Source organism: Shewanella sp. 553, from assembly GCF_059338375.1.
Genome location: NZ_CM181701.1, coordinates 281333 through 295774 on the forward strand (window position 1 = coordinate 281333; position 14442 = coordinate 295774).

8 protein-coding genes, 4 tRNA genes and 1 pseudogene are annotated in these 14442 nt (G+C 45.3%); 5 read left to right on the forward strand and 8 right to left on the reverse strand.

The features are described from left to right. Window positions 1-103: 103 nt before the first annotated feature. Window positions 104-364 (reverse strand): ubiquinone biosynthesis accessory factor UbiK, encoded by a 261-nt coding sequence (gene ubiK / locus AC5YBZ_RS01370; protein ID WP_494520289.1) that lies wholly within the window; start codon window positions 362-364, stop codon window positions 104-106. Window positions 365-533: 169 nt separating this feature from the next. On the opposite strand from ubiK, the gene rep reads away from it, so the two are divergent. After that, window positions 534-2546: a DNA helicase Rep gene (rep, locus tag AC5YBZ_RS01375; protein WP_494520288.1), complete on the forward strand. Its 2013-nt coding sequence runs from the start codon at window positions 534-536 to the stop codon at window positions 2544-2546. Window positions 2547-2575: 29 nt separating this feature from the next. Here the strand turns inward: rep and AC5YBZ_RS01380 are convergent, their stop codons facing one another. Further along, on the reverse strand, window positions 2576-5218 hold the full coding sequence (locus tag AC5YBZ_RS01380; protein WP_494524242.1) for a sensor domain-containing diguanylate cyclase: 2643 nt from the start codon (window positions 5216-5218) through the stop codon (window positions 2576-2578). Between the two features lie 237 nt (window positions 5219-5455). Between AC5YBZ_RS01380 and AC5YBZ_RS01385 the strand changes: the two genes are divergently transcribed. The 4 genes from AC5YBZ_RS01385 to AC5YBZ_RS01400 all read left to right on the forward strand — a co-directional run bounded on the left by AC5YBZ_RS01385 (window position 5456) and on the right by AC5YBZ_RS01400 (window position 5921). Then, window positions 5456-5532, forward strand: a tRNA-Arg gene (locus tag AC5YBZ_RS01385). 45 nt (window positions 5533-5577) lie between these two features. Next, window positions 5578-5653: transfer RNA gene (locus AC5YBZ_RS01390), tRNA-His, on the forward strand. A 64-nt stretch (window positions 5654-5717) separates the two neighbouring features. Next, a tRNA-Pro gene (locus tag AC5YBZ_RS01395) sits at window positions 5718-5794 on the forward strand. A gap of 50 nt (window positions 5795-5844) precedes the next feature. Then, window positions 5845-5921, forward strand: a tRNA-Pro gene (locus AC5YBZ_RS01400). Window positions 5922-6079: 158 nt separating this feature from the next. Here AC5YBZ_RS01400 and AC5YBZ_RS01405 read toward each other — a convergent pair. From AC5YBZ_RS01405 to AC5YBZ_RS01430, 6 genes and pseudogenes are all read right to left on the reverse strand, one after another. Continuing rightward, the gene (locus tag AC5YBZ_RS01405; RefSeq protein WP_494524243.1) at window positions 6080-8002 is read right to left on the reverse strand and encodes a bifunctional diguanylate cyclase/phosphodiesterase; all 1923 of its coding nucleotides are present in this window, start codon (window positions 8000-8002) and stop codon (window positions 6080-6082) included. A gap of 8 nt (window positions 8003-8010) precedes the next feature. Next, window positions 8011-8718, reverse strand: coding sequence for a transglutaminase-like cysteine peptidase (locus tag AC5YBZ_RS01410; protein ID WP_494520285.1), 708 nt, complete (start codon window positions 8716-8718; stop codon window positions 8011-8013). A gap of 18 nt (window positions 8719-8736) precedes the next feature. Further along, window positions 8737-9342 (reverse strand): OmpA family protein, encoded by a 606-nt coding sequence (locus tag AC5YBZ_RS01415; protein WP_494524244.1) that lies wholly within the window; start codon window positions 9340-9342, stop codon window positions 8737-8739. Then, window positions 9342-10755: pseudogene (locus AC5YBZ_RS01420) on the reverse strand (TolC family outer membrane protein). The gene AC5YBZ_RS01415 and the pseudogene AC5YBZ_RS01420 overlap by 1 nt, the downstream one beginning before the upstream one ends. Window positions 10756-10786: 31 nt before the next feature. Further along, entirely contained in the window at window positions 10787-12169 is a 1383-nt protein-coding gene (locus AC5YBZ_RS01425) for an HlyD family type I secretion periplasmic adaptor subunit (protein ID WP_475515184.1), read from the reverse strand. Further along, window positions 12162-14342 carry a type I secretion system permease/ATPase gene (locus AC5YBZ_RS01430; protein ID WP_494543324.1) on the reverse strand — a complete coding sequence of 727 codons (2181 nt, stop codon included), beginning with the start codon at window positions 14340-14342 and terminating at the stop codon, window positions 12162-12164. Before AC5YBZ_RS01430 ends, AC5YBZ_RS01425 begins: the two co-directional genes overlap by 8 nt. Window positions 14343-14442: the final 100 nt, after the last annotated feature.

The window sequence follows — 14442 nt, forward strand, 5'->3', positions numbered from 1 at the left end:
GGTTGCAGCAACCTCGCAGGTTAGCCCTGTGCTGCTCAAGCTTGATTCGTTGAGTCAGCATCAATTTTGATATCACATCGCAGTGACACCGCCTTGATTCAGTTTATTCGCCTGCGGTTTGGTTGAGCTTGGCTTCTAAGGCATCAACTTGGGCTTGCAGGGCTTCGAGTTTTTCACGGGTTTTAAGCAGAACGTGTTGTTGTACGTCAAACTCTTCGCGTGACACCACATCGAGTTTCATCAGTTGGTTTTGTAAAATTTGCTTACTTTTATCTTCGAATTCGCCAGCGAATTGTTTTAGACCGCTAGGAAGGTTATCGCTAAGCTGCTTAGCCATCTCTTCGATTTTCTTTGGATTAATCATGGTTTTTCGCCTCTGGGCAATCAAGTCAATATGCTGAGAATTGTACCTGAGCTACTGCGGATAACAAATTAAAAAGCCGCTGGTTATTTTATCTCAATAGATGGGCGTAGATTCTGGTATGATCTGCCTCTGATTTAGACCCTTTTATCTGCTTGGTAGTTGTAAATTCATGAAGCTCAATCCCGGTCAAAATGATGCTGTCCATTATGTTTCAGGTCCTTGCCTCGTCTTAGCTGGCGCAGGCAGTGGTAAGACGCGCGTGATCATTAATAAAATTGCTTATCTGGTGCAAAAGTGCGGATATCAAGCCAAAACGATTGCCGCAGTGACCTTTACCAACAAAGCGGCTCGCGAGATGAAAGAGCGTGTTGCCCAATCTATGGGACGTAAAGAAGCGCGCGGTTTATGGATTTCAACGTTCCACACCTTAGGACTGGAGATCATTAAACGTGAATATAAAGTATTGGGGTTAAAGCCCGGCTTTTCACTGTTCGATGATCAAGATTCCCTTGCGCTACTTAAAGAGTTAACTGAAAACGAACTCGATGGTGATAAAGATCTGCTGCGTCTGTTAATGACCGCTATTTCTAACTGGAAGGGCGATTTGGTGATCCCCGCTCAGGCGCGCAAACTTGCCAAAGATGAACAGTCGCAGTTATTTGCCTTGTTATATCAGCGCTATGCTCAGCATATGAAGGCCTATAACGCATTAGATTTTGATGACCTCATTTTATTGCCTACGTTGCTGCTAAGGCATAATCAAGAGGTGAGAGAGCGTTGGCAAAAGCGTATTCAATATTTATTGGTCGATGAGTACCAAGATACTAACACCAGCCAATATGAGCTGGTTAAATTGCTGGTGGGTGAGCGTGCCCGCTTTACTGTGGTGGGTGATGACGATCAGTCTATTTACTCATGGCGTGGCGCTAAACCACAAAACCTAGTGTTGTTGGGTAAAGATTTCCCCTCATTAAGGCTGATTAAGCTCGAGCAAAACTATCGTTCTAGCCAGCGTATTTTGCGCGCCGCTAATATATTGATTGCCAATAATCCCCATGTGTATGACAAGTCGCTGTTCAGTGAGCTGGCCTATGGCGAGCCGCTGCGGGTATTGATGGCAGCCAATGAAGAGCAAGAAGCTGAGCGGGTGATTGCCGAGATGATTAGGCATAAATTTGTTGGTAGAACCCAATTTGGTGATTACGCAATTCTGTATCGTGGTAACCATCAATCGCGTTTACTTGAGCGGGCGTTAATGACTAACCGCATTCCCTATAAGCTCAGTGGCGGCACCTCATTTTTTGGCCGCGCCGAGATTAAAGATATCATGGCGTATTTGCGTTTAGTGGTGAATCCTGACGACGATAATGCCTTCTTACGGGTCGTTAATCTGCCTAAACGTGGTATTGGCCCTGCGACACTGGAACGCTTAGGCAATTACGCCAATGAAAAACAAATTTCGATGTTTGAGGCGATATTTCAAGGCGAGCTTAATCATCATCTACCACCTGCGGCAATGGCGTCGTTATATAAGTTTGGCAAGTTTATCGTCGATATGGGCGAAGAGGCCAACCGTGGTGAACCCGTAGAAGCGGTTAAGCGCCTTATTCGTAATATCAATTACGAAGATTATCTATACGAAACCAGCACCAGCGCCAAGGCTGCAGAGATGCGCATGAAAAACATCTCGGAGCTGTATCGCTGGGTGACCGAAATGCTGCAAGGGGATGATCTTGATGAGGCCATGACCTTACCAGAGGTGGTGACGCGCTTAACATTGCGCGACATGATGGAGCGTAACAGCGAGGATGAAGCGGGCGATCAAGTACAGCTAATGACCTTGCATGCCTCAAAAGGGCTGGAGTTTCCTTACGTGTTTATGGTGGGGGTTGAGGAGCGCATCTTGCCCCATCAAAGCAGTATCGATGAAGACAACGTCGAGGAGGAAAGGCGTCTGGCTTACGTGGGCATTACTCGTGCACAAAAAGAGCTGTGGTTTATGATCTGTCGTGAGCGGCGTCAGTTTGGCGAGGTGATGCGTTGTGAACCGAGCCGTTTTTTACTCGAATTGCCTCAAGACGATCTGATTTGGGAAAATCGCAAGCCGGCACAAACTGAGCAGCAGCGGGTGCAATCAGGTAAAGCCAATATTGCCAACATTCGTGATATGTTCAAAAAATAATGAGACGTTAGCCTCATTATTTTGTGCGTTTAGGCTGTCAAACTATCTGGCGCTTGTTTGGGCGTGGTTAAGTTTTTTGCATCAATCGATTCACCAAGTGCCAGTCCTTGTCCCTGAGTAAAGCCGAGATTAAGCAGTTGTTGATGCTGCCGCTCGGTTTTAACCCCCTGAACAAATATGTTTAACCCTAATGCCTTAGCGGCTAACTGGTGGGCTTTGAGGAGCTTTTTATGTTGGGGATGACTTAAATGACCAATGTAACTCGGGTCAAGTTTGAGGCCGCTCAATGGTAAAAAGCTAAGGCTACTCAAGGCGCTGTGGGCACTGCCATAGGCATGTAGCCCTAAATTTATCCCGAGTTTATGCAACATCTCAAACGCATTTATATGGCTGTCGGTATCTTGCACAAACGCTTTTTCATCGAAGAACATCCAGATCATTTCTGGCTTACTGCAGCTCTGTTTTAGACGGTTTTTCAGTTTACGTACCGCATGTTTATGTTTCAAATGACGGCTGGAAACATGTAAATGCAGTTGTATCGGGCCGCTGACGGCGAGCAGTTTAGGGTAATCGAGATTAAGTTGCTCAAAGAGGTAAAGATCGAGCTCTTTGGTGAGATTACAATGCTCGGCAATATTATTAAGTTGTGCTTGTTTAAGTTTACCCAATTGCTCATGTTGCCAATAGAGTCTTGGCTCGTACGCCAATACCTCTTGGCTGTCTAAAGTCATAATAGGGAAGTATTGCAGGGCTAGGCTTTTGCTGGCTAAGGCTTCACGCAATTCTATCTCTAAAGTGATGTCGTGGGCCAGTTTTCCTCTTGTGCGGTTGTCGCTGACAACATAACAGCCTTTGCCATTGGATTTTGCCTGATACATGGCGGCATCTGCATCTTTAAGCAAGGATTCGCTGGTATCATTGTTATTTTGACCGCTAAAGGCAATACCAATGCTAGCCCCGGAGGTAAAGCTCTGCTGTTCTAATTGGTAAGGCGCCGATAACTCACCGAGAATGCGTTCGGCCACTTCGATGGCATCATTACTGTCGTGAATGCTATCGAGCAGGATGACAAATTCATCGCCACCAATGCGTGCTAGTGTGTCGTTATCACGGATACACAGGTTAAGTCGTCGAGCCGTTTCAATCAAAAAGCGATCGCCTTGTAAATGCCCCAAGGTATCATTGATCAGCTTAAAACGATCTAAGTCGATAAACAGCAAAGCAAAACGATCTAAACTATGGCGTCTGACATGCTTAACCGCTTGGCCTAAACGCTCCATAAACCGTGCCCGATTGGGTAAGCCGGTCAGAATATCGTGGCAGGCATCATGCACTAACTGTTGCTCAATTTTACGTCGTTGGCTGATCTCATTTTCTAAATCTTGATTGAGCATGGCTAATGCGCGGGTCCGCTGGGCGACTTTCTCTTCTAACTGTTCATAACTTTGCTTTAATGACTCGGCCGATAATTTACGCTCGATGGCAGTGGCAATATGTTGCGACACAAAGGTTAATAAGCCGAGATCTTTTTCTTGATAGGTTTGAGAGGCACTGAAGCTGTAAATGGTTAGCGCCCCTTTGACCACCCCCTGAATAAATAGTGGCACGCCGATCCATTGATTAATCGTCTCGGTATGATTGAGTTGGGGCGCGATAGCATACAGTTGTTGGGTGTCGATCAGCGCTTTGATATCGGACTTTTCGAGTAACATGGGTTTCTTGTGCTTCAGTATAAACTCAACTAAACCGTCAGCCAGCGGCCGTTTAGAGGGGAGATCCATGTTTAACTGTGATACATAGAAGGGGAAATTCAAATAGTGACTGCTGTCGTCCAGTAGACCGATATAACAATTATTGGCGGGTAACAGATGGCTGATCACTCGATGTAACTCGGTGTAAAAAATATTGTCATCGATATTAGAGTTAGACAGTTCGGCAATTTCAAACAGTGACTTTTGTAGATGCTCCGCTCGGCGCCTCTCATTGACCTCTTGCTTGAGCTTGTCGTAAGCCAGGCTCAGTTCTTTGGTACGATGCTCGATAGCGGTTTCGAGGTTGTGTTGATACTGTACCCGTTCAATGACGCCAGAGACATGCTGGCTAATAAAGGTAAGTAGCTCAAGTTCAATATCGCCATAACTGATCGCGGGGTTATAACTTTGAATGGCCAGTACGCCAATGGTTAGTTCACCACTAAAAATAGGGACACCAAGCCATTGGTGGCAGCTGGAACCACGACTGACAATTTGGTTATCAGCGATCAGCTGGTTAAATTTATCCTCATCGCACAGCAAGGCTTGCTGTTGACGTAACACATAGCCGGTTAAGCCACTGTGTAATGTGTTGGAAATTTTCTCTGCTGGATAAAGCTCGCTCGGGTGAGGATCTTTTTCATCGACGAAGAAGGGAACATTGAGTTCGTTTGTGTCGTGATTAAGTAGAGCGATGAAAAAATTATCAGCAGGCAAAAGCTTATTGAGGTTTCGCTGTATCCCAGAATAAAAATCATCAGCACGTTTTGCACTTGCAGCGACGTTCGAAATATCTAATAAAGCATTCTGAATCACTTCAGATCGTTTATATTTACGCGCTAGACTTCTTAAGCGGGAAATCCTTTTGCTTAATTTGTCAATTTCACGAGTCGCAAGTTGGTCTGTTTTTTCCCTAAACATGACTCCGCCAATTTCAATATAATTATCATATCTGTTAGTGCATTAGATGAAGATTATAAATAGCATAAAAAAGAAACAGCACCAAGTCATTATTTTGACTTTAGCACGGTATATTGACCGTAATTGACCATAAGAGGCGCAGATCTGTTAAAAGTTGAGCAAACGCATAAAAAAAACGATGTTTGCTATAGACGAGCCGTTAAATAATCCATATTATATGCGGCGCTAACAAGGCAGGCACCCATAGCTCAGCTGGATAGAGCGCACCCCTCCGGAGGGTGAGGCCGAGGGTTCGAATCCTTCTGGGTGCACCAGTTGGAGTTGATGCTAAAGTTAGCAGTTAAGTAGTAATATCAGTGGTGATTGTAGCTCAGTTGGTAGAGCCCCGGATTGTGATTCCGGTTGTCGTGGGTTCAAGTCCCATCAGTCACCCCATTACTTCTTATTCAAACTTGAGGGCGACCTCATAAAACATCTACTACTTTTTAAAGTAGAGACTCGGTGATTAGCGCAGCCCGGTAGCGCATCTGGTTTGGGACCAGAGGGTCAGAGGTTCGAATCCTCTATCACCGACCACATTATAAAATAGTGAGTCCAACTCGGTATTTTAACAAATTAAAGATTTTCGGTGATTAGCGCAGCCCGGTAGCGCATCTGGTTTGGGACCAGAGGGTCAGAGGTTCGAATCCTCTATCACCGACCACTTTCGAAAAGCCCGCTGAGCAATCAGTGGGCTTTTTTCGTTTAACGCGGACATTCTCTTAAAAGAGTTATCATTTATGCAATAGGGCAGTGGTCGTATGGTAATCCGCCTCACTATTTTTCGGCATAAAAAAGCTGCCATTGGCAGCTTTTTTATTATTAACTAGGTACTTTCTCGGGTGGGGAGATATAACCCATGTAAGCCTCGGTTTTGAGTGGTTCAAACCTGGCCAGTTGCGCCTGCTCTTCAATCCCTGTGGCAATCACCTGAATATCCAGCCCTTTAGCAACGTTAACGAGCGCGCGGCAGAGTTCACTGCTATGCTCATTTTCATCATAGTAGGCGAAGGACTGATCTAATTTGACATAACTTGGACGCAGCGTCTGTAGGTAAGCCATTGAGCCAAATTGACGACCAAAGTGGTCGATGCCAAAGTGTGCGCCATTGTCTCTAATGATGGTACATAGAGCTTGGCAGGCATCAGGGTCGCTATAGACACCCGCTTCTGGGATATCAAACACAATTCTTTGGCTAAATCGACTGTTGCGTAGAAACTGATTTAACCATTTATGAAACTCGACATCTCTTAGGCTGTGGAATGTCAGGTTGATTGCAATCGGCTCATCATGCTTTTCGATAATGCCATTATCGATAATTGACTCTATAAGGCAGCGGTCCAGTAAAGAACCTAATGACAATAGCTCAACATAAGGCATAAATTGTCCTGCGTGGATCTCTTTATCGCCAATAGTTAATTGGCAATACAGCTCGCGCTGTACCACAGTGGTCTGATTGTTGAGAGAAACGGGCTGCCATTTAAATTGAAAGTGTTTGTTTGTAATCGCTGCGCTAAGATGTTCACGCCACTGCTCTTTGCTGTAGAGTTGCTTCTCATTGCTCTCAAACCAGTGAAACACATTATTTTCGGCGGTGGCTTGCTGCAATGCATTGTCTGTTTGTGACAAGAGCTCAGAGACTGTCATCGTCTCTGAACGCTGGGCGATACCGATGGTAAATTGTTCATTAGGTTTGCAGCCTGCCTTAGAGATCTCCTGATTCACGGTTCTAATCAAGGTGTGTAAGTATTTGCTGCTTTGCTCGTGTTCGGCGCTGGTGATCAGAAAAGCAAATTCATAAGCCGCAATACGCGCAATAACAGAAGGTGCTATTTCATCGAGTTGTTGCTGCAACCTTTGAGCAAGTAAACGTATGGTTTCGTCACGAACTTGGTAGCCATATTTGCTGTGCACCTCTTCTAGCCAATCAAACTTCGCCATCATTAACGAGCCATTATTAGGCTCGTTCAGCCAGCTTTGGATACGTGCCATCATGTATTGGCGGTTAGGTAATCCAGAGACTTGATCGACGAGATTTTTCTTCCTTAATTCAGTTACCTCTTCATCGAGAGAGTTGAAGATTTTCTTCAGCTGATGCGACATACTATTAAAAGCTTCGACGACTGACCTGAGTTCAGAGGTCTTGGGAAGAGGCATGTCTGGACCAAATTTGCGTTTAGCCACTTCAGTGGCGTGCTCAGCGATATCATGCAAAGGTCGCAGAATCCACGTGAGTCCGAAGCGAGCTAACATAATGGCGATTAAAAATAGAATTGAAATAGCGATTATGGCATTGGTCATGGTGCGCCATAGTTCGTTATAACCAAAACCGGGATGCGCAGTAATTTCTAATTTGGCTAATTGTAACCAGCCTGAGGTGATGGTGCTTTCACGGCTGATGGTGTCAAAAAATCCCAGATCGATAAACCATTGTGGCACCCCTTGGATTTTTAGTTCGTTTTCCCATACTTGTTGTTTACCATCAATTAACCAAGTTAGTTTGACCTGTTGATAGTAACCGCCCTCAAAGATCACATTGATCAAGGTTTCGGCGCCAACAATGTCACCCGCTTCTAAATCAGGGACTAGCATGATTCCTAGGCTGTGGCTGGTGTTATTGAGGTCAGACTCCATTTGCTTGGTTAAAAAGCTTTGGGTCTCAGTAAACTGTACGTAAGCTAAGCTAACGACAACAACCAGAAACAGGCCCAAAAGTAGTGAGTATATCTGTCGAAACAGTGTCATTGTTATAGCTACTCCAATCTTAATTTGGGCATTCTAAGTCGTTCGACACCCAATCTGTGTTTGAGATCATTCCATTTTTCAAGACGTTCAGATGAGCCTGCAAGCACACCTCGTCCTTTCTCTTTATTTAACCATAGCTGTCGACCATTGAAACTATACACAGGAATAAGGTCGTTTCTTTGAGTGGCGGGTTTTATCGTTCTATCGAGATTATCGAGGACTAAGGGGATTGAACCGGGGGTCTCGTAGTAGGCCAGTACCATATGATATTGATTCACCGAAGTGGCTTTGACCATAGTGATGCGCAGTTTGTCATCGGCAATACCAAGTTGCAATAGAGTGAAATATTTTGCGATAGAAAAGTCTTCACAATCACCCCCATTGACACCGATAAATTCCATAGGACTTGCCCAGTAGTTGCTCTCGCCCCAAAGCTTAATATCATCGACAAACCGAAAAAGATTGAAAAAGTTATTCACCTTGGTGATTTTTTCTTGTTCACTTAACCCTTGTGCTTCATTGAGCACCTTAAACCAGGCTTTAGCGCGTTTACCGGCGCGCTCACCGTATCGGCTCTCTAGAGTAGAGGTGATACGGTTTGCGTCCAGTTTTTGCGTCGGAGAAGCATAAAGACATGAAAACCCAAGAGCCAGTGCCATCACGCTAAGTTGGCAGACTTTTAAGTATTGTCGATGTCCGCCAAGTTTCGCTTTCATGTTCTCCGACTATCTTGGTTATTTAGCTTCTTCGTCTACGGTATAGATATGCCACTTCATATCGGCAGTGGTATCTTCTCCGGTCAATTCAGCGATCACACGGCGATTGCGCTTATGCGCCTCAGCCGTATGAGTTGGATCAACTGGGCGGTCGTAGCTGTAGCCAATGGCTGTGACTCGACTGTTATCAATACCAAAACGTTCTGACAGTAATGAGCTTACCGCATTAGCTCTGTTTTGTGACAAAGTTAAGTTGTGATCGTAAGAGCCTGTTTTACTACAGTGGCCTTCGATTGTAACTTGAGTATTAGGAAACTGCCGCATAAATGTCGCGACGGTTTCCACTTGATCATAGTATTGTGGATCAATATAGAAGGAATCGTTAGCAAATAATATCTTTAACTCCTGCCGTTCGTTAATCGGTTTTATTTTACCACAACCGTAGTTATCGATAGTGGCGCCTGTGACGGTATCATTGCAGCGTTCTCTGGCAACAATGACGCCATCTCTATCATTATCATTGAGGTCAAATGCCTGCTCTGTAGGTGTGTCCATGTTGACAGTGTCACGCATCGAACAGCCACCAATTAAGGCGATACTGACGAGTATTAATAGAGCTTTCATTATTTCACTCCCCCTTCATATTCGCGTTCACCCTTCCACACATCGGGACGAGTAACTCGAAGTGATTCTAATAATCTTCCTGTGGCATTAAGAATTCGGTATTCAGAAATGATCTCATCATACTCGGCTTCTAAATAATCTTTACGTGCTTCAAATAGCTCGTTTTCTGTATCGAGCAGATCGAGCAGGGTACGCTGACCTAAATTAAACTGCTGGCTATAGGCCACTTGTGTATCCTTGGCGGCCACAACGTGGTCGCGAATATACATCTTTTGAGGCTCGAGCAGTTCATAGGCGTTCCAGGCTAAGTTAACCCCTTCGACGACTTGACGATAAGCGCGTTGGCGAATCTCTTTGGCTTCGCCCAGTTTGTAGGCCGCCTCTTTTTCACGGGCTACATCTTTACCACCGGCAAACAAGTTGTATTTGACGCGAACCATGGCCACTAAGTCATTACTATGGCCGCCCACATTCTGCGAGGCAATCGGTGAATAACCATCTTCACCGTCGATGTCGTTATTCCAATTACCACCCAACTCTAACGTTAGCTTGGGATAGTAGTTAGATTGTGCCGATGAGCGTTCATATTCGGCAGCAGTGATATCACTAGCCGCCGATTTTAATACCGGATGGTTGTCTTGAGCAATTTGAATGCTGCTGTTTAAGTCAGCCGGTAGCATGTCATCATCGGGTACTGGGACAATGAGATCTTCAGGTTGTTTCTCAACAATTCTGACGAACTGCGCTTTGGCATCGTAAAAATTGTTTTTCGCTGAAATCACATTGGCATTGGCGCGTGCAAGACGCCCGGTGATCTGTGATAAATCGGCAATTGAACCTAAGCCAGAATCAGTACGCTGCTTAATTTGGTCGTAAATGTCTTTATGACTTTGCAGGTTTTTCTCCGCTAAGGTTAATACTTGCTCAGCACGGATATAGTTGACGTAGACATTGGCTACATCGAGTGCAATATCTTCGGCTGCGGCAAACAGTGCCCACTGATCGGCACTGGCTTCAAAGCTATAACGATCGACTTCGCTAGAGGTATAGAAACCATCGAATAACATCTGTTTGATGCTAAAGCCAGCTTCACCGCGGGTGAGCTCGATAACCCCATCGCTATCAACGTCACCTTGGGCCTGCTTTTCTGCGGGTTGATGGGCTGTTGGTTTGCTCCCAGCCGTAGCCAGCGCTAATATCAACGGTTGGCATGTAGCCCGCGTATGCTTGGCTCACTTGCTCTTCGCGTGCTTTAAAGCGATTAAACGCGATACGAATATCTGGATTGGTATCCAGTGTGTGAGCGACAGCTTGTTCTAGTGTTTGGCTAGAACCGACACCTGGTAGTAACATCGCGCCAATAGCTAGCGCCATGGCGCTGCGCTTTAGCTGACGTACAGTTTGCTTACTCATGTTGTAACCCCCCTGGTTAATTTCGGTGAACTTAACGTTCACGTAGAGCAGTATCTCTTGCTCTTAAAATTGGATTAAGTATGTACTCCAGCACGGATCTTTGCCCAATTATTACATCTACCGAGGTCAACATCCCCGGAATAATCGGCATTAAGGTTCCATCGTCTTTCGTCAAACTTGATAGTTCAGTTCTAACCCTTACAAGATAGAAACTGTTTCCCTCTTCGTCCTGTGTTGTATCGGCACTGATGTGCTCCACAACGCCATTTAAACCACCATAACGGGTAAAGTCATAAGCGGTCACTTTAACTACGGCGGGTAAGCCAGGATGTAAAAATGCGATATCTTTTGGCAGAATTTTGGTTTCAATCAGTAGTTGGTCTTCTGACGGCACAATTTCGATAATATCAATACCAGGCTGAACAACACCGCCTAAGGTGTTGATATGCACTGTTTTAATGGTGCCGTTTACGGGTGAGACGATTTCGGCTTTACTGACCTTATCTTGCGCACCCACTTGCGCTTCGTTAATGCGAGACAAGCGAGTTTGCATCTCATTAAGCTGAGTCCGAGTGTCGGCGGCAAACACAAATAGTGCTTCACGTCGCTTTAAAATGGCTTCGTCTTGAGACGCTTTCACTTTGGGGCGCAATAACCTAACCGACGCTAACTCACCGCGAATATCGTTGACGATACGCTCGAGTTTGAGTAGCTCAACTTCAGGCACAATGCCTTTTTTAGCCAGAGGACGTGTCAGCTCTAATTCTCGTGTGACTAACTGAAAACTAGTGGTTAAGGTCGATATTTTTGATGCCAGCTCTTGGGTTTCTTGTTGTTTTTGCTGGATCTGACGCGCCAAAATTTCAAGTTGATTACTGAGGTTATCGAGACGCCCCTCATACTCTTCTTGTTGGCGACGCACTAAATCGGGTTCGTTATCTATGAGTGTTTGCGAAAATTGAAGTGGCTGCTTAACAATTTTGACCTGCTCGCGCCAATCCGAGGCGACATCAGAAATGGTGATGCTGTTAAGTTCGGTGCGTAGGCGCAATACATTAGCCTGCAGGCTATAAACCTCTTGTTCTTGCTGGGCAAAGTCAGATTTAAAGCGGGTATCATCGATACGCACTAACGGTTGCCCCTTAGTGACCATCATCCCTTCTTGAACGTATAGCTCTTGCATAATGCCGCCATCCAAACTCTGGATCACCTGAATTTGCGACGAGGGAATGACTTTACCCATGCCTGTGGTGACACGATCTAATTTCGCAAAATAGGCCCACAATAAAAAACACACAATTAATGCCGACAAAGCCCAAATAATCAGTCTATGACTGGTTGGGGCATCGGTCATCATGGCGCCATAAACGTCATCCACCATCTCTAAATCATGGGTCGTTAAGTGTTTACTCACCCTTTGGACCTCCAGATAATAGCCCTTTGGCGAGTTTATTCAGCACGGCATCTTTGGGGCCGTCAGCCACGACATGGCCACGATCTAACACTATGATGCGATCGACTAGGTTAAGCAGGTGCATTTTATGGGTGATCAGTAACAAGGTTCTCTCTTTGGTCACGTTTTTCATGGCGCGAATAAACTGCTTTTCGGCGCGCGCATCTAAGCTGGCCGTAGGCTCATCCATTAGCAGGACTGGTGGATCGTTAAGGGTTGCTCTAGCAAGTGCAATGGTTTGGCGCTGACCACGTGACAAAGATTGACCACCTTCACCCACTTGTTGATCTAAGCCTTCAGTCTCAATATCAGTAAATTGATTGACGCCAGAGAGTTGCACTGCCCGAATCAATTGGTGTTCGGTCACTTGACGAGTACCAAAGAGAATATTGTCACGAATGGTGCCATGAAATAGGGTAATGTCTTGTGGCAAATAACCAAAGTTACGTCGCAGATCGGTAGGGTGTATCTGGGCGGCATCGAGACCGTCGTAACGCAGGCTGCCTTTAGTGGGTTGATATAAGCCCACAAGCAGTTTAGCCAAAGTACTTTTACCCGAGCCATTGCGACCGATAATTGCCACGCGCTCACCAGGTGAGATAGACAAGGACATAGGGTGTAGTACTGGGCGTTCAGAGCCCGGATAATTAAAGCTGACATGGTCGGCGTTAATTTGCCCTTGTAAGCGCTGCTTGCTGACCAAGTGCCCTTTGTGTTGAAACTCATCTTCTTGCGTCATTATCTGATCAAGTTGACGCAGAGCGCTGGCGGTATGATTCCCCCGAGTCATTAAGCCGGCTAGCTGCGCCATTGGTGAGATGGCACGGCTCGATAAAATCACCGCGGCAATAATGCCACCCATGGATATTGCGTTATCGGCTACTCGATAAACCCCTAAAATCACCACACAGACCACCGAGAGTTGTACGGTGAAATTGGCAATATTGGTGACTGATGTGGATATTTTTTTGGCTTTTAATTGCCAATTAGCAGTATGGCCTATCATCTGTTGCCAGCTTTTTTGTACTAGCCCTTCAGCGCCACTGGACTTTATTGACTCTAAAGACGCAAGCGATTCAATAAGATGACCATGCTTTAAGCTGGCAAATTTATTACTTTCTTCGATAGCGACCTTAAGCCGAGGCTGCATGAATAAGGTGTAAATGATGATGATAGCTCCGCCAATTAAGGGGATAAGAGCCAAGTCGCCAGCCACAATGTAGATGATGATGACAAAAAATATCGCAAACGGAAGATCGACTAAGGTGGTGATGGTGGCCGAAGTTAAGATTTCACGTATGCTGTCAAATTCACCTAATTGTCTGGCCATTCCACCGACACTAGGAGAGCGTTTCTCTAATGGGATGCCAATGGCTTTGGCAAAGAGCTGTGATGACACAATAATATCGACTTTTTTGCCAGCGACATCAATTAGGTAGGCGCGCAGTTGCCGCATAATCAAATCAAAGATATAGGCGATACCGGCACCAATCGCTAATACCCACAGCGACTCAAATGCAAGATTGGGTACCACTTTATCGTAAACGTTCATAATGAACAGTGGTGATACCAGCGCAAACAGGTTCACCAACACTGAAGCTATTAATGCATCACGATAAATCGGTGCCGAATCTTTTAGGGTCTGCCACAGCCAGTGAGTCTTATTATCGTGCAGGCGCAGATCAAAGCCCATGTCGCCACGGTATTGCTGTTTAACCAAAAAGAGATAACCCACATACAGGGCTTCGAGTGCCTCTATGGTCAGTTGCTCTTCACCACCGGTTTCGGGCAATTGAATGACAGCGCGATCGTTTTCTAAATCTATTTCTCGAAGTAAACAGGCTTTTTGGTCTTTAAGCAGCAAGATACAGGGAAGAAAAATAGGCGAGATTTGATCTAAGCCTTTGCGGGTTAATTTGGCGGTAAGGCCAGCTCTGCCCGCAGCTTGTGGTACTAGTTCTGGGGTTAAAATGCTGCCAGACAGCGGTAAACCTGCGGCTAGTGATTCGCTAGAGCAGGGGCTACCGAAAAATTCGGTTAATAGGACTAAACTGTCTAACAATGGGTCAACCGTCACTCGTTGCGAGGCTGAAATGCTCCATTGCTCAGTTTTTGCAGACGCTGTTGATTGCACCTTAAAAACATATCCTTAAGATTTTATTAAACATTATTTGATTTTAATTATAGAAGTATTAACGGGACATAACAAAAGGATTGATAGCACCAATTAGTAT